Annotated in this window: 19 protein-coding genes; 4 read left to right on the top strand and 15 right to left on the bottom strand. The window is 60.2% G+C overall.

What is annotated here, in order from left to right:
* Positions 1-446 precede the first annotated feature (446 nt).
* The 7 genes from nhaA to ABHT90_RS05885 form a co-directional block, all read right to left on the bottom strand.
* The gene (nhaA, locus tag ABHT90_RS05915; protein ID WP_346981929.1) at positions 447-1,805 is read right to left on the bottom strand and encodes a Na+/H+ antiporter NhaA; all 1,359 of its coding nucleotides are present in this window, start codon (positions 1,803-1,805) and stop codon (positions 447-449) included.
* Positions 1,806-2,073: 268 nt separating this feature from the next.
* Entirely contained in the window at positions 2,074-2,997 is a 924-nt protein-coding gene (locus ABHT90_RS05910; RefSeq protein WP_006235927.1) for a manganese-dependent inorganic pyrophosphatase, read from the bottom strand.
* Positions 2,998-3,162: 165 nt separating this feature from the next.
* Positions 3,163-4,116, bottom strand: coding sequence for an ROK family protein (locus ABHT90_RS05905; protein WP_233540726.1), 954 nt, complete (start codon positions 4,114-4,116; stop codon positions 3,163-3,165).
* 241 nt (positions 4,117-4,357) lie between these two features.
* Positions 4,358-4,690: a PTS sugar transporter subunit IIA gene (locus ABHT90_RS05900; protein WP_199410549.1), complete on the bottom strand. Its 333-nt coding sequence runs from the start codon at positions 4,688-4,690 to the stop codon at positions 4,358-4,360.
* Between the two features lie 9 nt (positions 4,691-4,699).
* Complete coding sequence (locus ABHT90_RS05895; RefSeq protein ID WP_035137700.1) at positions 4,700-5,002, bottom strand: PTS sugar transporter subunit IIB; 303 nt, start codon at positions 5,000-5,002, stop codon at positions 4,700-4,702.
* Between the two features lie 161 nt (positions 5,003-5,163).
* Positions 5,164-6,507 (bottom strand): PTS sugar transporter subunit IIC, encoded by a 1,344-nt coding sequence (locus tag ABHT90_RS05890; protein WP_195444678.1) that lies wholly within the window; start codon positions 6,505-6,507, stop codon positions 5,164-5,166.
* A gap of 119 nt (positions 6,508-6,626) precedes the next feature.
* Positions 6,627-8,027, bottom strand: coding sequence for a glycoside hydrolase family 1 protein (locus tag ABHT90_RS05885; protein WP_346981928.1), 1,401 nt, complete (start codon positions 8,025-8,027; stop codon positions 6,627-6,629).
* 303 nt (positions 8,028-8,330) lie between these two features.
* Between ABHT90_RS05885 and ABHT90_RS05880 the strand changes: the two genes are divergently transcribed.
* Both ABHT90_RS05880 and ABHT90_RS05875 read left to right on the top strand, forming a co-directional pair.
* Positions 8,331-9,050, top strand: coding sequence for a GntR family transcriptional regulator (locus ABHT90_RS05880; protein ID WP_195503574.1), 720 nt, complete (start codon positions 8,331-8,333; stop codon positions 9,048-9,050).
* 73 nt (positions 9,051-9,123) lie between these two features.
* The gene (locus tag ABHT90_RS05875; RefSeq protein ID WP_430393369.1) at positions 9,124-10,056 is read left to right on the top strand and encodes a type I phosphomannose isomerase catalytic subunit; all 933 of its coding nucleotides are present in this window, start codon (positions 9,124-9,126) and stop codon (positions 10,054-10,056) included.
* Between the two features lie 287 nt (positions 10,057-10,343).
* On the opposite strand, the gene ABHT90_RS05870 is transcribed toward ABHT90_RS05875, so the two are convergent.
* Entirely contained in the window at positions 10,344-13,247 is a 2,904-nt protein-coding gene (locus tag ABHT90_RS05870; RefSeq protein ID WP_346981926.1) for an ATP-dependent helicase, read from the bottom strand.
* Positions 13,248-13,579: 332 nt separating this feature from the next.
* Entirely contained in the window at positions 13,580-14,554 is a 975-nt protein-coding gene (locus ABHT90_RS05865; RefSeq protein WP_238023286.1) for an undecaprenyl-diphosphate phosphatase, read from the bottom strand.
* Positions 14,555-14,803: 249 nt separating this feature from the next.
* Between ABHT90_RS05865 and ABHT90_RS05860 the strand changes: the two genes are divergently transcribed.
* Entirely contained in the window at positions 14,804-15,241 is a 438-nt protein-coding gene (locus ABHT90_RS05860) for a universal stress protein (RefSeq protein WP_006235921.1), read from the top strand.
* Positions 15,242-15,436: 195 nt separating this feature from the next.
* Here the strand turns inward: ABHT90_RS05860 and ABHT90_RS05855 are convergent, their stop codons facing one another.
* The 6 genes from ABHT90_RS05855 to purH all read right to left on the bottom strand — a co-directional run bounded on the left by ABHT90_RS05855 (position 15,437) and on the right by purH (position 21,677).
* Positions 15,437-16,729, bottom strand: a complete 1,293-nt coding sequence (locus tag ABHT90_RS05855; RefSeq protein ID WP_329738456.1) for a HipA domain-containing protein — start codon at positions 16,727-16,729, stop codon at positions 15,437-15,439.
* On the bottom strand, positions 16,729-17,019 hold the full coding sequence (locus ABHT90_RS05850) for a helix-turn-helix transcriptional regulator (protein WP_329738457.1): 291 nt from the start codon (positions 17,017-17,019) through the stop codon (positions 16,729-16,731). Before ABHT90_RS05850 ends, ABHT90_RS05855 begins: the two co-directional genes overlap by 1 nt.
* 177 nt (positions 17,020-17,196) lie before the next feature.
* Positions 17,197-18,240 carry a sensor histidine kinase gene (locus ABHT90_RS05845; protein WP_346981925.1) on the bottom strand — a complete coding sequence of 348 codons (1,044 nt, stop codon included), beginning with the start codon at positions 18,238-18,240 and terminating at the stop codon, positions 17,197-17,199.
* A 9-nt stretch (positions 18,241-18,249) separates the two neighbouring features.
* Positions 18,250-18,921, bottom strand: a complete 672-nt coding sequence (locus tag ABHT90_RS05840; protein WP_118066294.1) for a response regulator transcription factor — start codon at positions 18,919-18,921, stop codon at positions 18,250-18,252.
* A 178-nt stretch (positions 18,922-19,099) separates the two neighbouring features.
* Complete coding sequence (locus tag ABHT90_RS05835; protein WP_346981924.1) at positions 19,100-19,846, bottom strand: hypothetical protein; 747 nt, start codon at positions 19,844-19,846, stop codon at positions 19,100-19,102.
* Between the two features lie 223 nt (positions 19,847-20,069).
* Complete coding sequence (gene purH / locus ABHT90_RS05830; RefSeq protein WP_346981923.1) at positions 20,070-21,677, bottom strand: bifunctional phosphoribosylaminoimidazolecarboxamide formyltransferase/IMP cyclohydrolase; 1,608 nt, start codon at positions 21,675-21,677, stop codon at positions 20,070-20,072.
* A gap of 277 nt (positions 21,678-21,954) precedes the next feature.
* Here purH and ABHT90_RS05825 point away from each other — a divergent pair, with 277 nt between their 5' ends.
* Positions 21,955-22,596 carry a GNAT family N-acetyltransferase gene (locus tag ABHT90_RS05825; protein ID WP_117847875.1) on the top strand — a complete coding sequence of 214 codons (642 nt, stop codon included), beginning with the start codon at positions 21,955-21,957 and terminating at the stop codon, positions 22,594-22,596.
* Positions 22,597-22,652 lie beyond the last annotated feature (56 nt).

Below are 22,652 nucleotides of genomic sequence, written 5' to 3'. Positions count from 1 at the left end.
GCGGTGTCCCCTCCCTTTCAAGAAAGGGAAGAGGCGAGGCATGCCCCGCCTCTTACACCACATCTCTGCGCGCTACCCGAGGCCGACGATTTGGCCCGTTTCCCGACTCTGGCGAGGCTTGTTTTAGGGCTTGTGGCCAAAAAAGGGCAAATATGAGTACTGTTACCTTTTTAGTAGCAGCGATTCTTGGTCGAAATCGGCAAAACTCGACTTGAAACTCCCTAATCACCGTCAGCTAGCGCCAAATTGGAAGTCGATGGTCACTCATTAACGTACAGTTCTTATAAATTTGTTCATTATTTTCCGCACCTAAAATGATACGCCGTTTGTGACAGTACTCACAAACGGCGTTTTTTGACCACGGGGGTATCTGGCAGGGGGCCAGTAGCGCTCGGATCCGAGTTTCGAACGCATCCAAACCGGTTCTGGTGTCTTTTTTCGAGCTTTTACTCGTTCTTGGGCGCAGGGTGCTTGCAGACCACGCTCATGTAGATCATGCCGAGCACGGCAGCGGTGACCGAACCGGCAAGGATGGCGGCCTTGGCAGCCAGAACCTCAAACTGGGCCGTCGGGAAAGCGAGGCCGCTGATGAGGATCGACATCGTAAAGCCGATGCCGCCCAGAATGCCCACACCGGCAATCATGTGCCAGTTGACGTTGCGCGGCAACTGGCAAGCCTTGAGCTTGACCAGGGCAAATGTCATGCCAAAAATACCAATCGGCTTGCCCAGCAGCATGCCAAAGTACACGCCGAGCGTCACCGGGTCGGTAAGCAGTGTGCTCATGTCCACGCCCACCAGGCGAACCTGTGCGTTCACGAACGCAAAGATCGGCAGAATCACAAAGTTGACCGGTGTGGAGATCAGACGCTCCATGCGGATGAGCGGCGGGGTCACGCGGTGCATGACGCGCTCGACCCTGGTGGTCGAGACGGTAAAGTCATGCTGGCCCAAGATGTGCGCCTCGTCGTCGTAGCGGTCATCGAGCAGCGGCAGGCACTCGCCCAACCAATCGGTGAGGCTATCGAGCTTGACGCCGCACTTGGCCGGGATGGTAAAGGCCAAGATAACGCCAGCAAGCGTGGCGTGCACGCCGCTCTTGAACATACAGAACCACAACAGCAGACCCAGTACCGAATACGGGGCAAGGCGGTAATGCTGCGTCTTGTTGAGCCACACGAGCGCGCAGGTCACAAGCGCGGCGGCGCCCAACCAAAACGGATTGGGACTCTGACCGTAGAAGATAGCGATTGCGGCAATGGAGATGAGGTCGTCGGCGATGGCGAGCGTCGAGAAGAACACGCGCACGCCGTTGGGAACGCGATTGCCCAAAAGCGATAGCACGCCCAGCGCAAAGGCAATATCGGTTGCCATGGGGATGGCCCAACCGTTGCGGGCGCCGGCATGGTTGAAGATCAGGTAGATACAGGCGGGAACGACGACGCCGCCCACGGCCGCCAGCATGGGAAGCATGGCCTGACGCGGATTCTTGAGCTCGCCGACCGTCATCTCGTACTTAAGCTCAATGCCCACCAACAAAAAGAAAATCGCCATGAGGAAGTCGTTGACGAAAAGCTCAACGGTGAGACCGGCCGTAAGGTTTCCCAGACCCACATACAGCGGGGTCTCCAAAAAGTGATGGACGGCCTCGTAGGCATCGGTATTGGCGCAAATGACGGCGGCGATGGCGGCGAAGACCATGACGGCGGCGGAAATCGTGCCGTTCTCGGTGATGCGTTCCCAAATGTCGTGACGTTCAAAGCGCTTGCGCTCACGAACGTTGAACAGCTGCTCAGTTGCTGCCATGGGCGGCTCCTTTCACGGGAAAGCTCCCGTCTTAAAAAAGCACGGCCCGCCCAAGTGGCGGCGCCGCGCTCTAACGTATTACGCTTGCATCTAGCCTACCCTGCACGACAAGCACGCAGGCGTGGCCGAAAAGCGGAACCACAGGTTGAACATTATTTGCTCAACGGCACGGGCACGCCTGTCCAAGAGACGACGCGGCGCCGTGCACAAAAAAACGACCGGAGCGCGGGGCGTCCGCGATCCGGTCGTGGCATTTGGTCAAAAGAACCTAGCAGGCGGCCATGATGGGGGCAGCGACCTGCTTCTTACGGGAGAGGACGCCCGGCATCCAGACGCCGTCGTGCTCGTCGGCAATGCCCAGGCCCTTCTGAGCGGCCTCGGTCTCGCCCTCGAGCAGGACCTGCGAGCCCTCCTCCATAATGTCGGTGATGCACAGAACAATGCCGTCGGCACCCTTCTCGGCGGCGTAGGCGCGCATGGCCTCGCGAATCTCGTCAATCATGCCAAGCGCACGGCTCTTGTCGACGGTCTCGTACTGGCCGATGAGCAGCTTCTTGCCGGCGGGCTCGAACATCTTGATGTCGTTGCCGACCATCTCGGCTGCGGTGAAGGAGCCGGACGGACGGGTGAGGAAGACCTCCATGCCAAACTTGACCGGGTCGACGCCCACCTGCTCGCCGAGCTTGGCGGCGACGGCGCGGTCGACATCGGTGGTGGTGGGGCTCTTGAGCATAAGCGTGTCGGTCATCATGGCCGAGAGCAGCAGCTTGGCCTGGACGTCGGAAAGCTCAACGCCGAGCACGCCGGCGAGCTTGGTGACGATGGTGCAGCTGGAACCCCAGGGCAGGCAGATGTAGTGCAGCGGGCCGGCGGTCTCGAAGTCGCCGATGCGGTGATGATCGACAACGCCAAAGACCGTGGCGTCCTTAAGGCCGGCGACGGACTGGGCGGACTCGTTGTGGTCGGTGAGGACGACGAGCTGACCGGCCTCGACGGACTCGATCACGCGGGGCTCGGCGATGCCGGCGTCGGCGAGCAGCTTGGCGGACTCTGCCGGAAGCTGACCCAGGGCGCAGGCCTCGTAGGTGTTGCCGGCATACTCAACCTGGTTGAGCAGCTGGGACAGGACGACGGCGCTCATGATGGCGTCGTTATCGGGGTTCTGGTGACCAAAGACAAGAACGTTTGCCATGGATATCCTCCACTTGATATGTGTACTTGGACGTAGCTATGGTAGCACGCTGGCGCCGAGCCTTCTGAGACGGAAGGGCCGCGGCACAATTTGGGGCAAGTGCCGGGGCGAAGTCTGCCCCCTTGCACCATGTTGGTGCAAACTAACCTGTCCCCCTTGCACCAGCTATTTGCCGGCGGCGCGCAGGGCTACGTAGGCGGCACCGATGATGCCGGCGTCGTTGCCGAGCGAAGCGACCTTGATGGGCGTCTCGCGCGAGGCAGAGAGCGCGTACTGCTTAAAGTGCTCGCGAACCTTGTCGAGGTAGACATCGGCCGAAGCGGACGCGCCGCCACCGATCAGGAACATCTCGGGGTCGACCACGTTGGCGATAAGCGCCAGGGCGCGGCCAAGGTAGTCGGCCATGGTGTCGGCTGCGGCCAGCGCGAGCTTGTCACCCTCGCGGCAGGCCTGGAACACGTCCTTGGAATCGGAGGGGCCGGTGAGCTCAATGGGCTCGACGCCCGCCTTCTTGCACTCGGCAAGGTAGTTGCTCACCACGCCGGTGGCGCTGGAATACTGCTCCAGATGGCCATGGCCGCCACAGCCGCAGGTGCGCTCCTCGGCCGGGTTCAGGCACATGTGGCCAATCTCGCCGCCGGCGCCCACAACGCCCGATACCACGTCGCCGTTAACGATAACGCCGCCGCCCACGCCGGTACCGATGGTGACCATCACCACGTTCTGCACGCCCTTGGCAGAACCGAGCCAGGCCTCGCCCATGGCAGCGGCGTTGGCATCGTTCTCATACTTAACGACCGCATCGGGGCAGTGCTTCTGAATGGCGACCCTCAGCTCGGGCAGGTTAATGGCAATGTTGGCCTTGACCTTGGCATCGCCCGACGCCGGGATGGGACACGGAACGGCCAGGCCAATGCCCGCCACAAAGGCACGCGGAATCTGTGCCTTGGCGACCACCTGGTCGATAGCCTCGGTCACCGCGGCAAAGCCCGCGGCGTCAACGATAGGAGGCGTGGGCACGCTGGCCTTGGCAAGCAGGTTGCCGTCCTCGTCGAACAGGCCCTCCTTAACCGAAGTGCCGCCAACGTCGATGCCGATGTAGTACTGCTTAGGTTCCATGGGAGCCCACCTTTCTCGTTTAAACATTGCCTGTATGGTACCGCTCTCAAGGCAAAAACCTACCAAAAAGGGACAGGTTTGTTTTGGCAGGTTTTATCTGGGGTAACGCAATTGGCTGCCCAACAGGCCGCGCAAGACCATCCCCAAAAATAAAGGCGCCGGGAGGCGGAGGCTCCCGGCGCCCGTCAAAGGGACTATGTTGTCTGTTGGACCGCACGGTCCGTCGCGGCGATAACGCCGACTAGGCCTGAAGTGCCTGCAGCTGCTTGTGGATTTCGATGAGCTCCGTCGCCATGACGCGCATGGTCTCGGTGCCGGCCATCTGGTCCTCGGCATGCAGCAAAATCAACGGGGCCTCGCCGTTACGTTCGCCGTTGGCCTCCTTCTTCAGAAGCCCCATGTGAACATCGTGGCCACCGTTATAGGCCTCGTCGCCCTGCTTGATAAGCTCCTCGGCGGCGTCAAAATCGCCCTCCTTGGCCTTTTGCACGGCATTGATGTACATGCTCTTGGCGGTACCGACGTAGCTGATGATCTCAAAGCAGGTCATCTGCAGTTCGTTCATATCCTCCATGCAGAGCACCTAGCCCATCACGCTGACGCAGTGGTCGATGATGCCGGCAGCGTTCATGCGGCCGTAGTCGACCATGTTGATGACCTCGACCGGAAAACGACCGGCGGCCTCCTTCTCAAAATCGCCCTTGGTGTAGCCGATCTGCGGACCAAGCAGCAACATGTCGCACTCGTCCAGGTGATCGTGGGCCTCGTTCATGGGACGAGCCTCGACCTCAATATCCAGACCACGGTTTGCAACCTCGGCCTGCATCTTCTGGACCAGCAGGCTCGTGGACATACCGGCATTGCAGCAGAGCATGATCTTCTTCATGGTTTCCTCCTTATAACTGCGCGGCGCGCAGACGACAACTGGTTTTATTCCTTGCGGCTATTGTGCCCACCCCCCTGCATCTTTACACAAGGGAGAGAGCTGCGGGCACCGGCGCCGCGTACCGGCGCCCGCAAAGGTGAAAGGGACGAACGTTAGGCGTTCTACTCGGCGAGAGCCTCCTGCTTGGCGATTGCCTTCTCGGAAATCTTCATAAAGGGCAGGTAGACGGCCATGCCAATGACAATCTCGATAGCCTGCCACACGCCAGCGCGCCAGTCAAAGCCCGTAGCGAGCAGGGCATTGATGACGGGAGGCATGGTCCAGGGCACCTGGGCGATGCAGGGGCTGATGATGCCTGCGCAGGTAAGGCCATAGGTGATGCCGATGAACAGGTCGGGAAGGAGGACAAACGGGATCATGAGCGGCAGGTTGTACACGATGGGGTAACCGTAGATAACCGGCTCGTTGATGTTGAACAGACCAGGCAGGATAGCCATCTTGGAAACGGTCTCGGAAGCCTTGTTTTTGGAGAACAGGAGCGTGTCGAGCAGGAGCATGAGGGTGCAGCCCGAGCCGCCGATGAGGGCGAAGCTGTTAACGATCTGCATGTTCATGTAGTGATCGGGCTGGATGGTGCCACCGGCGGCAAAGGTAGCCATGTTGTCGACGATGAGCATGGTCAGGATCGGCTCGACGGTAGCGCCAGAGATGGTGGACTGGTGAATACCGACGCAGAACAGCAGGTTAGCAAGGGTGTAGATGAGGATAACAGCCCACGGACCAGCGTTCATGATGCTCTTGAGCGGGTTGGAGATGCACGTGGAGATGATGGTGCACAGATCGGTGCCGGCGCACACGGCGAGCAGAGCTGCGGCAAGAGCGAAGACCGCGAGGTTAAGCAGCATCGGAATCATGACGTTGAAGGAGTTGGAGACCGCGGGAGGCACGCCCTCGCCCAGCTTAACCTTGAGCTTCTCGACGCCAGAAATCTTGATGAAGAGCGAGACGGAAAGCAGGGCGATGATAATAGCCGAGAACAGACCGTTGGTGCCGGTGTTGGCAGTCGAAAGGGCGCCCGTGACCTCGGCGGAGGTGATCTTGTCGGTGAGCAGTGGGCTCGTGGCGGCAAGCGTGGCGGTGATCTGCTGCGGCATCATGATGACGAAGGCAGAGATAGCGACGACCATGCAAGCAAGCGGATTATCGAAGCGCTTGTTCTTAGCGAGGCTGTAGCCAATCAATCCGGCCAAGATAATGGCAGAGACGTTGAGGGTGCCCAGCGTAATCGCCGAACCCCACGTCTGAAGGTTGGCAAGGCCCGCCGCATCGAGCGGGAACAGAGGGAACACGACGTTGTTAATAAGAACCGCGATACCCGCAAGGATATAGAGCGGCGTGATGGTCGCGAAGGCGTCACGCAGGGAACGCAGGTGAACCTGGTTTCCCACCTTCGCAGAGACCTCGGCAAACTTGTCGAGGAAGCTCTTTCCGTTGTCACTGGCCATGATTGCTCCTAACTTTCAAATCCGGCCTTTCCTATGCGCACGGTGGTCTGTCGCCCTCTGCCACCAGATGTGCCATGTGTTGCGCGCGGCGGCGCGCGGTCTGGACGTTCGTCCGGTCGCTAATCAACCACGTGGGTCGTGGCGACCTGTTTGAGCCAGGCCGCCGACTTCTTAAGACGGCGCTTATAGCCATCCATCAGATCGACCTCGACAAAGCCATAGCGATTCTTAAAGGCATTGGCCCAAGACCAGTTATCGATGACGGCCCAATAATGGTATCCGCGGCACTTGGCGCCCTCGGCGATTGCCTTGGCAACCCACTCCAGGTGCTGACGTACAAAGTCGACGCGGTAGTCATCCTGGATGGTTCCCTCGGCGTCACGGTTCTTGTATTCGTCCATGATGCCGATGCCGTTCTCGGAAACGAACCACTCAAGATCGGGGTAGTTCTTAGCGCAGTCCATGCCAAAGTCGTAGAGGCCCTGCGGGTAGATCTCCCAGCCGCGGCTCTCGTTCATAACGGCATCGGGCCATACATACTCGTCGGCAAAGTGCGGCAGGCCGTACTGGTCGACCTTGCTCGCCGGCGCCTGAACACGCGTGGGATGGTAGTAGTTGCAGCCGAGCCAGTCGACAACACCCTGCTTGAGAATCTCTTGGTCGCCGGCACGGAACGGGAGCTTAACGCCGCCCTCGGCCAGGCTGTCGAGCACGTCGGCAGGAAGCTCGCCCTTGGTAATGAGGTCGAGCCACCAGCGGTTGTTGATGCCACTGGTCATACGCACGGCCTCGAGGTCCGCCTCGCTGGGGTTCTCCTTGGTATAGACCGGGGTAAAGCAGTTGATCATGCCAATCTTGGCATCGCTGCGAACGGCGCCCTCGTCATAGGCGCGGCGGTAGTTGGCCACGGCCAGAGCGTGCGCCAGCGAGATGTGATACTGCACGGTGCGGGCGCGGCTAAAGTCGTGGAGCTGCGGGAACCACACGCCCTCCTGATAGCGCTGCTCGGGCTCGACGATGGGCTCGTTAAAGGTGAACCAGTACTTAATCTCCTGGCCAAACTCGTGGAAAGCGACGTCGGCGTAATGCGCGTAAGCCTCGACGACCTCACGGCTCTCCCAGCCGCCACGGTTAAAGAGGTAGGTGGGCATGTCAAAGTGGTACAAGTTGACAAACGGCTCCAAGCCGGCCTCACGAGAGGCGCGGAACAGCTCGTGATACCACGCAGCGCCCTCCTCGTTGAGGTTGCCGTCGGCATCGAGCAGGCGGCTCCACTGGATGGAAGTGCGAAAGGTATTCAGGCCCAAGTCCTTCAAAATGCGAAAGTCTTCCTGGTACTTGGCCATAAAGTCATTGCCGGCATAAGAGCCAACGCAGTTGTAGAACGAACCCAGATCCTGGATGGACCAGGTGTCCCACAGGTTCTCGAGCTTGCCGCCCTGGTTCCACTGACCCTCAGTCTGCGGGCCGGACATAGCAGCGCCAAAGAAGAAGTCGTTGGGCAGCTGATACTGTGCCATCAAAGTCCTCGCTTTCGTGTTCTAGAGCTTCCGGTTGGTGACGGGTTTGCTTTGGCAGGTTGTCCGGCGCGGGCGCGCACCGGACATACCGATATCCAACCCGCCAAAACAAAACCGTCCCCAAACGGTCGATCCTGTTGTGCGGAAGGGTTCCGTTCGTTGCTTAAACTATAGCGCTCTAATTCTAAAAGTAAAGCGTCTTTTTCTTTTTTCTTTCTCGAACTTCTTAGAAAAAGTAATATGGATGCCCTGTTGAGGGTTATACTTACTTTTTGTATTCATATATGTCGGAAAGGAGGTTCCATGATTCCCAAATACGAGGCGATAGCTGCAGATATTCGTCGAAGTATCGAGGATGGCGCTCTTAAACCGGGCGACAAGCTTCCCACCGTCGTTGAGTTCTGTGAGCTCTATAGCGTTTCCAAAATCACCGTCAAACGAGCTATCGAGCAGATCACCGAGGAAGGTCTTATTACCAGCCGGCGCGGATCGGGTACCTACGTTAAGGACACGGCGGGACTTCCCGGTCAGGCGTTTTTCCAGGGCAAAAACGACCGTGCCCAGGGCTTTTCGTATGAGCACCGCGGAGAAAAGGTGACCTCGGTGGTCTACGATTTCTCGATTGTTAATCCACCAGCGGACATCGCAGCCCAGCTGGGAATTGCCGAGGATGACTTTGCCTATCACGTCGTGCGCGTGCGTCAGGCCGATGGGAAGCCCATCGTTATCGAGTACACCTACATGCCCCTCGAGCTGATTCCGGGGCTGAAAAAGAAGGACCTGTACGGATCGGTCTACCATTTCATCCGCGAGCAATGCGGGCTGAAAATTTCGAGCTTCCACCGTACCATTCGCGCTGTGGCAGCAACCGAGGAAGAAGCCGATCGCCTGGACACCAAACCTGGCTCTCCCCTGCTCGAGCTCACCCAGATTGGCTTTTTGGACAGCGGCGCCGCCTTTGAGTATTCGGTCTCGCGCAACGTTGGCGACCGCTTTGAGTTGCACAACGTAACGTTGGCATAGGTTTTTGTAGTCATGCGGGCGCTCGTTTTGAGCAGTTTTGCACCGCGTCCGCGCAACACAATGGGGTATGAACATGTCCGATTTGATTAAACTGACGCCGATCTTCCACGAGAAGATCTGGGGCGGCCGCCAGCTCGAAACCGTATTTGGTTACGACATTCCCGAGGGTCCCATCGGTGAGTGCTGGGCCATCTCGGCACACCCCAACGGCGACTGCCAGATCGCTGAGGGCCCGTACGCCGGTCACACGCTGTCATGGCTGTGGGCCGAGCACCGCGAGCTCTTTGGCAACTGCGAGGGCAAGGAATTCCCGCTGCTCATTAAGATTCTGGACGCCAAGGACGACCTTTCGATCCAGATTCATCCCAACGACGAGTACGCCGCCAAGCACGAGAACGGCAGCCTGGGCAAAACCGAGTGCTGGTATGTGCTGGACTGCGAGCCCGGCGCCACGATCATCGTCGGCCAGCGCGCCAAGGACCGCGTCGAGGCCGCACAGATGATCAAGGAAGGCCGTTGGGACGACATGCTCAACGTGCTGCCGATTCACAAGGGAGACTTTTTCCAGATTGATTCCGGTACCGTGCACGCCATCAAGACCGGCACGCTCATTTTGGAGACGCAGCAGTCGAGCGACGTGACGTATCGTCTGTACGACTACGACCGCCCCGGCACCGACGGCAAGCTGCGCCCCCTGCACATTGAGCAGAGCCTCGATTGCATCGATTTTGACGTTCAGGCACCGATCGACGGCACGGTGACCGCGCCCGAGGTGGACGGCGTGACCGAGCTCGAGTCTAACTCCTGCTACACCGTCGATCGCGTGCGCGTCGACGGCAGCAAGACCCTCGACCAGCGCTGGCCCTTCATGTGCCTGTCGGTCATCGACGGCGAAGGCACCATCTGCGGCGACCCCGTCCACAAGGGAAGCCACCTGCTGGCCCCGAGCACCGTCAGCACCATTGACCTCGAAGGCCAGATGGAACTGATCATCAGCCACCTCTAGGTCGCAACAACAACCAAAACGAAACAAGGGGCTCCCCCGTCCATGTACGGGAGAGCCCCTTGCTATATCTTTCCATCAGCCCACCCGGCTCTCCAGATCAAAAAGCGAACGAGCAAAGCGATGTTTGTAGGCTGAGTGCCGTAACGTCACAAGGAAGAGGGCGCGCTGGGGGCTTTGGTCGATCGCGAGTTCCGCACGAGCCGGAGAGCACTTAATGTGCTCTCCGTGCGAGCAGGACTGTCCGAGCAGGCGACCAAAGCCCCCAGTGCGCCCGGTCACCCTCGCAGTTAGGCATTCAGCTTGACGATCGGTGCAAAGCCCTTCATAAGCTTTTTGGTCTGGCCGGTCTTTTCGAATTGGACCTCGATCATGTCTCCAGCGACCGAGATCACGGTACCCGTGCCAAAGGTCTTATGGCTCACGGTATCGCCCGCGGCAAAGTCCTGCGATGCGCTGGCGCGATCGACCTTGCGTTCCACCGTCGGGGACACCTTGGACGAGGGCTTTTTGGCTCGCGGCGCGCCCGAGCCAAAGGTCGAGGCAACACGGCCGGCATCGGGCGAGACCCCACGATGGCGTTCGGTCCCGTAGCTGCTGCCGCCAAAGAAATCGTCAAAGCTCGATCCGCCGCGCGAACCGGAACCGCCGGTCGAGCGCGTATGCGAGCCGAACACCTTGCCGCCATACATATCCGAGCCCATGCCCGAGCCAAAGGTGCCGTGACGGTCGCCGCGCTTCTCCCAGCCCGTGCCTTCAAAGCCGGCAGAACCGATACCGCTAAACTCGATATCCTCAAACGGAATCTCGTTGAGGAAGCGCGAACGCGGGTTGGCAGAGGTCGAGCCGTAGGTGCGACGCGTGGCCGCATAGGTCAAGAACAGGCGCTTACGGGCGCGCGTGATGGCGACGTAGGCCAGGCGACGCTCCTCCTCGAGCTTACCCGGGTCATCGCTGCCGCCAAAGTCGTGCACGTGCGGGAAGATACCCTCCTCCATGCCGGCCACGAACACCGCCGGGAACTCCAGGCCCTTGGCGGAGTGGATGGTCATCATGGTAATGGCATGCGTCTCACCGGCTAGGGAATCCAAGTCGGAGCGCAGGGCCAGCCACTCCATGAGTGCCGGCAGCGCCTTACAGGTGAGCGGACCGTAGGTGCGCTCGATCTCGTCAGCATGCACGGCACCCGCCGGCATCTCCGTCGACGCGGCATATGCGTTGCCCGCGATGGCGGCGGCCAGAGCATCCTGCGGCGAGAGCGCCGGGGCGGCTAGGCTATCGAGCGGATTGGAACCTGCGGCATCGCGCGCGCCGACCAGCGCCTCAAACGAGGACGCGGGCGCGGACGGTCCCGGCTCGGGCGCAGGCGCGCTCACCACAACGGGCTCGGGCTCAGCGTCGGCAGGCACATCGGCAACGCCAGCCGCGCGCAGCTCTTCCAAGCTCTCAAGCGTACCCTCGATATCCTCGTGTGTCTCTTCAAATTCGGCCGCAACGCCCAGGAATTCCTGGATGTTCTCGGCGCGGCTCTCGGACTCCATGGTGCCCTCGGCGCGGAATGCCTGCAGCAGGCCCGTCTTGTCGACAATCATCTCGACGACGTCCTTGAGCTCGCCATCCATGCGACGGCCCTCGCGCACCAGCGACACAAAGCTCGACAGGCCATTGCGCACCTTGGCGCTAAACATGCCGGTTTCGGCGCACGCGATCTCACAAGCCTGGAAGAACGAGCAACGGTTGTCGCGCGCCAGCTGTTCGATCTTTTGGATCGAGGTGGAACCGATGCCGCGGCGCGGTGTGTTGATGACGCGCTTGACGCTCATCTCGTCGGCCGGGTTCACGATCATCTTGAGGTAAGCCATGACGTCGCGGATCTCGGCGCGGTCGAAGAATCGCGTGCCACCCACGATCTTGTAGGGCACGCCCGCACGCAGGAACATATCTTCGAGAATACGCGACTGGGCGTTGGTGCGATAGAACACGGCGATATCGTCGTAGCTCATGCCCTTGGAGTGCAGCTTCTCGATCTCGCCGGCAATCCAGCGGCCCTCGTCGCGCTCGTCGCTCGCCTGGAAGGCCTGGATCTTCTCGCCATCGCCCTCGGCCGTAAACAGGCGCTTGTCCTTGCGCTGCGAGTTGTGACGCACCACGGCGTTGGCGGCACTCAGGATATGACCAGTAGAGCGGTAGTTCTGCTCCAGCTTAACGGTCTTGCAGTCTTTAAAGTCCTTCTCAAAGTCCAGGATATTGGTGATGTCGGCACCACGCCAGCTATAAATGGACTGGTCGTCGTCGCCCACGACCATGAGGTTTTGGTACTTGGCGGCCAGCAGGTTGGCGATCTCGTACTGGACGTGGTTGGTGTCCTGATACTCGTCGACGCTAATGTAGCGGAAGCGCTCTTGGTACTTATCGAGCACCTCGGGGCGGGTGCGCAGCAGCTCGAGCGTGCGCACGAGCAGGTCGTCGAAGTCCATCGCATTGGCAGCGCGTAGGCGGCGCTCCAGCTCCAAGTAGACCTGCGCGGCCTTTTTGTCGTTGGGGCTATCGGCACTCTTGAGCATGTCCTCGGGGCCGATCATGGCGTTTTTGGCCGAGCTGATCTTGCTGCGAATCATGTTGATGGGGAACTGCTTTTGCTCAATGCCGAGTGCCTGCATAATGTCACGCACCATGCGCTTTGAGTCATCGTCGTCGTAGATGGTGAACTGACCGGTGTAGCCCAGCAGGTCGGCGTCCTCGCGCAGCATGCGCACACACATGGCATGGAAGGTGCACACCCACATGCCGCGGGTACCGCTGGGAATGAGCGCCGCCAAACGCTCGCGCATCTCGGCCGCGGCCTTGTTGGTAAACGTAATGGCAAGAACCTGCCAAGGCTTAACGCCCAGGTCCCCGAGCATATGTGCGATGCGGAAGGTCAGGACGCGGGTCTTGCCCGAGCCGGCGCCGGCGAGCACCAGCAACGGGCCCTCGGTGGTCAGAACCGCCTCGCGCTGGGCGGGATTCAGGCTGTCGATGTCGACGAGCGGCTTGGCGGGTTTGGGTGCCGGCGCAGGAGCGTCGTAGATGTCGAGCGGGACGAGCTCGGGCTCCGGCGCTGCAGGGGCGGTGCATGCATCGAGCGGCACGGGTTCCGGCGCGGGCGGCACGGGTACCGTGGCGTTCTTTTCCCAGGGCAAGGGCTGGGTCATGGGCGACTCCTCATCTGACGGACGGCGCGCCTGCGGGCGGCGCCATAGTTTGAGCCGTACCAGTATACCGAGCCGCGCGGACACCGACGCAAATCACACCACGACTCCGTGCGCCACCGTCAGGCCCACCCCAGCGGATTAGGCGCAATGGGGTCAGGTTAGTCTGCACCAATCAATTGACAATCACGAAACCGCCGATGTCACGGCAGCAGCAGCGAGCGGTGGCCGGGGCGAACAAATTGGCATGAAAAGGGGCGGCATAGACCTTCTGGTCATGCCGCCCCCTTTGAATGACAAGTTGTCGCCCCGGCCACCGCGCAGCGTCGACTAAGTTACAGGCCGAGCATCGGCTCCAGGACAAAGAAGTACGCAAGCACCACGATGCCCAGGATGATGCGGTAGACGCCGAAGCACTTGAAGTCGTGACGGCGGACGAAGCCCATAAGCCACTTGATGGCGATAAGCGACACCACAAAGGCGACGACGCAGCCCACGCCCAGGATGGCGATCTCGTTGGTGCCGAAGGTGCCGCCCTTAACGAAGTACTTGACCAGCTTGAGCGCGCTCGCGCCAAACATGACAGGAATGGCCAGGAAGAACGTGAACTTAGACGCCACCGAACGCGTGCAGCCCAGCAGCAGGCCACCGATGATGGTAGAACCGGAGCGCGACGTGCCCGGCACCAGCGAGAGCACCTGGAAGCATCCGATACCAAGCGCGGTCTTCCAGCTCAGATCCTCGAGCGTAGTGATGGAGCCAAAGTCCAGATTATCGTCATCGTCTGCAGCGGCAGTCGCAGCGGGCGCGGCAAAATGCGCACCAGCGGGTCGTCCGCCCGCCACCACGGCACGCGAACCAAACGAACCGGCAAGAGCGGCCTGGTCGCGCTTGTTCGCGCGCCAGTTCTCGATCACGATAAACAACACGCCGTACACAATGAGCGCCAGCGCCACGACGGGAGCATTATAGAAATGCTCCTCCATCCAGTCGTTAAGCGGCAGACCGATCGCCGCGGCGGGAATGCAACCGAGCACAATCTTGCCCCACAGCACCCAGGTGTCGCGACGGCCCTCCTTGCCCTTGCTGGGAGAAAACGGGTTGAGATCGTAGAAGAACAGGACGCAGACGGCCAAAATGGCGCCAAGCTGAATCACGACCAGGAACATATTCCAGAACGTCTCGCTCACGTTCATCTTGACGAACTCGTCCACCAAGATCATGTGACCGGTCGACGAAACAGGCAGCCATTCGGTGATGCCCTCGACCAGGCCCATGAAGGCAGATTTTAGAAGCTCGATAATATCCAAAGGGACCCCTTCGTTAGACACCCGCCGGTAGATGTTCTGCGGACGGTGCGGGCGATGTCCCATTATAAACCGTTGGCGGCGCGCCTGCGCCTACCCTTACCAAAAAACTCGCCCGTTCACAGAATTGCGAGCGGTCAAACCCAAATCCTTGGGTATAACTGCAACAAGATAAAGTGTCCGGCGGCCAACGCGCCCGCGCCCGCCCGATGCACGAGCCCCACGCCCGTGCGATAGACCAAGGAGGAAACCATGAACGAGGGCTACACCAAGGTATTTGTTTCACTCGACGGTACTGAGCAGCAGGATTTTGTGCTCGCACGCGCCATCAAGGTCGCCGCGAACAACGGCGCCAAGCTAATCATCGGCCACGTTATCGATTCCACGGCGCTCGAGAGCGCCGGTTCCTATCCGGTCGATCTGGTCAACGGCCTAGAGGAGGCATTTAAGAACTCCATCGCCAAGCAGCTCGAAGAGGCCAAGGCCAATCCCGATATTCCCGAGGTCGAGGTCATGATTCGCGCCGGCCGTATTCGCGAGACGCTCAAGGACGAGATGCTCGACGTGGTTAAGCCCGACCTGGTGCTCTGCGGCGCCCGCGGCCTGTCCTCGATCAAGTATGCGCTGCTGGGTTCGATTTCGACGTTCCTGCTGCGCAACACCGACTGCGACATCTTGGTCGTGAAATAGGTTCCTTCCCGCCGGCGCAAGGCCTGCGGGGTTATCACGCCGACGTCCTCGCCGCTTCGCGGCTGCGGGATGTCGGCTTAGATAACCCCTCCCGGCCTTGCGCCTTCGTCACCGTACTTCAGCGAGTTGGCTGATAGAAAAATGGCGTGCCGCCCCGTTTGGGGCGGCACGTTTTGTTTGGGCGGCACGTTTTTGTTATAAGGCGATCCTGCTTAAACGAGCTTGCACTTCTGGAATGATCTTCTCGAACATTACCTCCGCCTCGGGAAAACCCTCTTCTTTGAGACCGCGCGCCGCGTCTCTTAGCGCGTCTGGAACCTCATTGCAGGTATCAGCAATCATTCCGGCGACAATTCCCCCGGGCAAACCCGCCTCAATCATTTGGCTCATCACCGACCCACGCGTTACGTCGTCAATCTTGCGGCTCCCACCAAACGAAACGCCCATCTCACGAACGAGACTGGGGTAAACCGTTGTGGACAGCACGTCATAGAGCGGCGCCAACCTCACCTGCTTCCAACTTTCGTCCCATACGAGCGACCAGTTCTTTAGATGGTTATCACAGTTACCTACGGCATAGTCGAACAGCTGGTTATAGCCGACAAGGAACCTGTCCTCCATTTGATTCGTCGACGCCCTTCGCACCGCATCGACGATAAGCCCCAGGTAATTGACGCCCGTCGGCTCATATTTAAGCTCACGCGAGATGCCCTTGGCCTGACAAACATCTTCCTGGTGCAAACGGTATGGAATTGGCAATCCGTCAACCGAGCGTCCGGTATCAGGCGTTACTCGGTCAAATCGTTTCACGGCGATAATTGGCTCGGCATCCTCAACTCGGATAAGAAAGCACTCTTCGGCCGATAGGTCCATCAGAGAGGCGGCTCTCACGCACATCGCTTCGCACACTGTCTCGCCCGGGAACGTTTTCGACCCTGCCTTGAGAATGTGTGTGGATGGGGCCGCTCCATGAGGCAGGTACCATCCACCACATGGGTCATCACCCGTATGGTAGAGACCGACCTTCGCCTGAGCACCTGCAAGGGAGATTCGACTCTCTAGCGTTAAATCAAAAGCAATCTCCGCCGGTGCGTATGCCAGTCCGCTTAGCTGTTCCGCATCTATCTCTTCATAGCCCATTTCGAGACCGTCGGCCGAAGGCTCTCGCGTCAAAACCAGAGCGCCGACAGGTTCGTCGCGGACCAAATCGAGCACCTTAAAGTAATCTCCGCGTTCCGCTCGCGCCCTTTTCTCAAGGTCCCTGTTGAGCTGCCCCTCCGGAATGATGCCGGAGAAAAAGGAACCCGTTGCGTCCGGACTAAATGTCTCGGCCGACAACGGCAGCGAGATCGAAATCGGCGCCGCATCACCGCTCTCGAGATATTTGGGGCTATAGGTGAATATCGGAAACCCCGCATTTTCCTCCAATATGCCAACCGGCTGGTAAGACCCATTAAACTCACGGTGAACGAACAGCGTGCCATCCATTACTTCCCCCTCACCTTCAGAATAAAATCAACATCCACGATGGAGGCGTAATCGAAAATGACACCAATTTCGACCGTTGTCCGCCCCCGTTCGATATCACCAATCACACGAAGGCTGCGACCCGTCATAGTCGCGACGTCACGTTGAGTCAAGCCGAGTTCACGCCTTCTGAGCCTAAGGGCCTTCCCCATCTCGGCGGGATCGAAAACCGTGCGCTCCGAGAAAGCGACTTCCGACGGTTTGAGCTTGATGCGCCCATCCAGCTTTTTAATCGTTGTCACCGTTCTCATGACGCCTCCAGCTATATTCCTGTCCGTGAACTTAGTATAAAACTGTAGCACTATGTTCATGTACGGGAATATAGTGTTGACTACATTAGCAATGTTCCCGTTCAGGAATATAGCTGCTGAAAAGCCTGATTTCTTCTTACATGGGAAGATCCTGAACGGCTACGCCATACGGGCTGACTACTCAAAGTATTGGAACTTGTTGGTTGAGAAGGCAAACGTGACGACGAAGCCTTCGCCGGGCTCGGATGCCGCGGTGACGTCAATGCCCATCTTGGAGCACAGGCGCGCCACCAGGTAGAGGCCGATGCCCGTTGCGCGCTTGGTGGTGCGGCCGTTGTCGCCGGTAAAGCCCTTCTCGAACACGCGCGGCAGGTCGGCCGCGCTCACGCCGCAGCCGTTGTCCGCGACGGTGAGCTCGATGCGTTCGCTCGCCAGGCCCTCGTCCAGCAACGCGCCCGAAAACACGATCTTCGCGCCGTCCTCGCGCGCGTATTTAATGCTGTTCTGGATGAGCTGCCCCAGAATAAACTCGAGCCACTTCTCGTCGGTAAAGACCTCAAAGTCGAGGTTCCCGCACACCGGCGCCACGTGCGCCGCGATGAGCTCACGCGCGTTGGCTTTAATCGCGCCCGTCACCAAGGTCTTGAGACCCCAGCGGCGAATCAGGTAGTCGCGCTCCACGACTTCCGAGCGCGCGTAGTACAGCGCCTGGTCGATATAGCGCTCCACGCGAGCCAGCTCGCGGCCCAGGTCATCCACACGCGACAGGTCGTCTTCGCTGCCATCAAGGTTTTCCAAAATCAGGTGAGCCGCCGCCAGAGGCAGCTTAGCCTCGTGGACCCAGCTCTCGATATAGTCGCGATAGTCATCGGTCTGACGCCGGCCTTCGGCAACCTCGTCGCAGGCGGCTTTGCCCACCCGGCGCAAGACCTCGTACTCGAGCTCGCCCTCGGCATAGGTCGGGCATTGCACCATCTCCTGCACCCATGCGGGACTCTCGAGCTCCTCTGCCGCACGCTCCAGCTGGCGCAGAAAACGACGACGGCGCGCGTACTCGATCACGATGCCGAGCATACCAAAGATAAAGGACACGCCGACCGCCACGACCACGATAGATGTCGAAGCACCAGCGACCGTCAGCACAAAGCAGCTCAGCAGCACGCCGCACGCCCACACGGCGACGGGAAGCAGCGCGTCTTTAAAGAACTTGGCAAACGACATAGCCGGCCCCTAGACCGAATAGCCTTGGCCGCGATGCGTCGTCAAATACCCCTTGATGCCGATTTTTTCGAGCGTGGTGCGCAGGCGGTTGATGTTGACGGTGAGCGTATTGTCGTCCACGAAGGCGTCGGAGTCCCACAGGTCCTGCATGATGGCCGAGCGCGAAACAATCTTGCCCGCGCGACTCAGAAGCAGTGAGAGGATACGCAGTTCGTTTTTGGTGAGCTCGGTGCTAGTGCCGGTTTGCGTGTTGGTGACCATTGAGCGGGCGAGGTCGAGCTCCAGCCCCTTGTGGACAAGTGTACTGCGCTCGCCTGCCGCCGCGGTGCGACGCAGCAGTGCGTTGATGCGCGCCACAAGCACGCGCGCGCTGTAGGGCTTGGGAACAAAGTCGTCCGCGCCGAGCGTCATGGCCATGACCTCGTCGATCTCGGTCGTGCGCGACGTGAGAACGATGATGGGGACCTCGGATTCGCGACGGACCTCATGGCAGATGTGCTGGCCGTCTTTGACGGGAAGCGTGAGGTCGAGCAGCACCAGGTCGGGTGCGGCGGCGAGAATATCGCGCGAGACATGCTCAAACGATTCGCAGGCCTCGACCTCAAAACCGGCACGCGCCAAAATGTCGGCGAGCTCGCGACGGATGGGCTCGTCGTCCTCAACGATATAGATCAGCGCCATGGATTCCGCTCCCCTCTTGGTTGTCTTGCCCCATTATGACCGCGGAGCCGCAGGTGCGCGCCTCGCGCGGCACCAAGGTGACAGAACTGTTCGCAAGCGGGGGCGTTTTGTCCGCCTCACGCTCGCGACGGAAACGGAGACCAAAATGAGTTTTTAATCCCCGTCCCAGAAAAATCATTTAGCGGCGGGCGCGGAGCTTTTCGTAGCCGTCGGCAAAGAAGGCGACCGTGGCGGCGTCGGCCTCGGCGGCGTCGGCCTCGGCGGCGTCCGTCTCGGTTGCGGGGACCACGCCGTGCTCGTCGCTCACCAGGAACAAGGCGCCCTTGAGCTGTGCGGGAATGTCTACGCGCGTGACCGAGATGCCCTTGGTCTGGGCCAGCTGCTCGATGAGCGTCGCCGTGCCGCACAGGCACTCGTCCGCTGGCGCCACAAAGGCAAGCTCGCCGTTATCGACGGCAGCGAGCAGCTCGGGCGCCACGCCGGTTTCGTCGGCCTCGGAGCGGGCCTCGGCGGAGCGGGCACGTAGCGCCTTGGCCGACGTATCGGTTAGCGGCTCGTACTCCCCCACCGTCATGGCGGCGTTGCCGTTGACGTCGATCACCAGCATGAGCACGCCGTCGCGTGCGGTGTAATCGCCCTCGGCAAGCGACCACTCAACGTGCTGCTTGGCCCAGCTGAGCATGTTATGGGTAAGCGGCTCGCCCTGCACCAAGCGCTCGGACAGTGCGCGAATGTGGCGGTTGAGCATGGGTACCTTTTTGTTGGACATGCGCCAACGGCAGACAAGCGCGGGTTTGTCGAGCGTAAACTTCTCGACCGCCTCCTGATTGGCGCAAAAGTCCTCGTACGCACGCTGATCCTCGGCATTGCCAAACAGCTCGGCATCATCAATCTGGGGCATGGTCATACCTTTCGTGTTAGTCATTCCGTCCTCTTATACCAAAAAGACGGCCCTCCAAACGGAGCGACCGTCTTTTGCAGAGATTATTTTGACGATATGGTCAGGCGACCGATCAGCTTAATGGGATAGAACAACATCCCATTAAGGGTTTTCCAAGTGCCCGAGATTGCCCCGAAAGAGGAGCGCCGCGTACTAAATGTACGCAAGCGACGGTTTGAGGGGCAAGGTCGGGTGCTTGGGAAAGCCCCTAGTGCCTAAAATGCCTGGCACCCGTAAAGACCATCGCAATACCATGCTCGTTGCAGGCCTGGACGCTCTCGTCGTCGCGCTTGGAGCCGCCGGGCTGGATGATGCAGGTCACACCGTGCGCGGCAAGCACGTCGACGTTGTCGCGGAACGGGAAGAACGCGTCGCTTGCACAGGCAAAGCCGCCCTTCTCCACGCCCTCGCGCTCGCAGAAGTCCTCGGCGCGCTCGCAGGCAAGCAGTGCAGAGTCAACGCGGTTGGGCTGACCCGGGCCCATGCCAATGCCGGCCTTACCCTTGGAGACCAGAATGGCGTTGGACTTAACGCCCTTGCAGACCTTCCAGGCAAACTCGAGCTCGGCCATCTCGGCGTCGGTGGGCTTGCGGTCGGTGGGGAACGTGAAGGTCGCGGGATCCTCGGTCACGTGGTCGACTTCCTGCACCAGCATGCCGCCGTCGACGGAGCGCAGCTCCACCTGGGCGCCGTGGTCCACGCCGCCGGTGGCCAGCACGCGCAGGTTGGGGCGCTTGGCCATGCGCTCGAGCGCCTCGGCAGTGTAGCTCGGAGCGATGATAACCTCGACGAACTGCTTGTTCTGATCGGCAAAGTGCTCAACCAGCTCATAGGGAACCTCGCGGTTGCAGGCGATGATGCCGCCAAAGGCGCTCTTGGGATCGCAGGCGAAGGCGCGGTCGTAGGCGGCCGTGATGCCCTCGGCCACGGCGGAGCCGCAGGGGTTCTGATGCTTGAGGATCACGCAGGCCGGCTCGTCGAACTCGCGGACCAGGTTCCAAGCGGCGTCGGCATCCAGATAGTTGTTGTAGCTGAGCGGCTTGCCCTGGATCTGCTCGGAGCCCACGAGCGGGAACTGCGAGCTCGCGGTATTCTCGCAACCCTCGGCAAAGCGATAGACCGTGGCCTTTTGCTGCGGGTTCTCGCCATAGCGCAGGTCGTCGACCTTCTCCAGCGAGATCTCGAGCTTGGCAGAGGTGTCCGCCACGTCGCTTGCCTGGGCGGCAAGCCAACGGGAGATAGCCGTGTCGTAGGCGGCGGTGGTCTGGTAGACCTTCACCTGCAGGCGACGACGGGTGGAAAGCGTGGTGCAGCCACCGGTCTCGCGCATCTCGGCCAGGACGGCATCATAGTCGGCCGGGTCGGAAATGACGGTAACGCTCGCGGCGTTCTTGGCGGCAGAGCGCAGCATGGAGGGACCGCCGATGTCGATGTGCTCGATGGCATCCGCGAAGGTGACCTCGGGGTTGGCGACGGTCTTCTCGAACTCGTACAGGTTGACGACGACCAGGTCGATCAGCTTAATGCCGTGCTGTGCCGCCTCCTGCATGTGCTGCTCGGAATCGCGGCGGGCCAGCAGCGCGCCGTGAACCTTGGGGTGCAGGGTCTTAACGCGGCCGTCCATCATCTCGGGATAGCCCGTGAACTCCTCGATGGGGGTTACGGGAACGCCCGCGTCCTCGATGGCACGAGCCGTGCCGCCCGTAGAGATGATCTCGACGCCAAAGTCATCGACCAGCGTCCGTGCGAAATCGACGACGCCCGTCTTATCGGTAACCGAGATCAACGCGCGTGCGATCTTCACATCAGATCCCATGCAGTCCTCCTGTCTGGTACGCCGCCGTGCTCTGTGAGCCGGTGATACGTCGATCTGCAGCGCTCGCGCAGCGGCATTGAAAATACTGATTCAATGTAGCGCATCGAGCGCATCGATGCACCCCGCAACGGGCGCATATGCAGAAAAAGTTTGCGAGCGGAGGGGATGGGCACGGCACCGGGCACGGTGAGTTCATGGAACACAGGGGCACCATAATTAGATGCCAATAGCGTGGTAGAACTGTGCTCGATATGCATCCGCAAAAGAAAGAGGCACCATGGTCTCGCGGGTTCTCTACCGACCGTTTGATACCGAAGACTTCGACGCCATCGCGCTGATTCTACAGCAGCTTTGGCATGACAATTCGGATAACGATGAGTACAACCGCCTCGAGGCCGCGTGCGACCTTGCCTACTGCCTTTCGTCTTCGACGTTTTCGCAAGTTGCCGTAATCGACGGTCAGGCGCGCGGCATTGCGCTCGCGCGTGCGGGACAGAGCTCCGGCGCCACCGTTAAGGAACATTGGCTGGATACCGAACGCGCACTGCTATCGCAAATGCGCGAGCTGGAGCCCGATGCCTGCGCCGAGTATCTCTCGTTTGTGCGCGCAACCATCCGAACCAACAACCGCCTGCTCGAAAGCAGCCCGTTGCCACACGACAACGAGGTCACGCTGCTTGCCGTAGATCGCGACGTCCATGGCCTGGGCGTTGGCTCGGTGTTGCTCGACGCCGCAGTCTCGTACCTATCCTCGCGCGGGGCGACGAGGGCGCACCTGTACACCGACTCCAACTGCTCGTGGAAGTTCTACGAGCTGCATGGCTTTAAGCGCACGGCCACGCACCGCGCCAACCGCGAAGAGCGCCGTCACGACATGCCGCGCGAAAGCTTCCTCTACGAACTCGACCTAACAGCCTAGGCCCAGCAGCCATACCTAGTCATTTAGGAACGTCCCCAGTGACTAGTCGTTGGGGA

This window comes from Collinsella aerofaciens, from assembly GCF_039758815.1.
Lineage (GTDB): Bacteria > Actinomycetota > Coriobacteriia > Coriobacteriales > Coriobacteriaceae > Collinsella > Collinsella aerofaciens_BP.
Note: the sequence above shows the minus strand (reverse complement) of the source record. Positions and strands in the feature narration are given on the sequence as shown.